The organism is Microbacterium sp. GbtcB4 (assembly GCF_019091465.1).
GTDB lineage: Bacteria > Actinomycetota > Actinomycetes > Actinomycetales > Microbacteriaceae > Microbacterium > Microbacterium paraoxydans.
The window spans coordinates 1-229 of record NZ_JAGXJJ010000771.1 but is presented as its reverse complement, the minus strand read 5'-3'; the positions used below and the strand labels follow the sequence as shown (position 1 = coordinate 229).

Sequence of the window (229 nt, the reverse complement as noted above, 5' to 3'; positions counted from 1 at the left end):
CCAGGCGCCCGGCGAGGCGCAGGGGCACCTGCGGGAGCCCCCCCACGACGCGCTTGTCGAGGATGAAATCGGCGTCGACGAGATTCGAGTCCGAGCCGGCGGACGCCGCCATCAGCAGCGACTGCAGGAGCGAGAAGGCATGGGTCGGCTTGGACAGCATCGCCGAGCCGGTCGCGAAGGCGAGGTTGCGCACGGCCTCGTCGTCGTCGGTCTGCGACCGCAGCCAGGC

General features: G+C 71.6%; 1 pseudogene. It reads right to left on the bottom strand.

The features are described 5' to 3' along the window. Positions 1 to 229: pseudogene (locus KVS71_RS19565) on the bottom strand (putrescine oxidase); the annotation flags it as partial.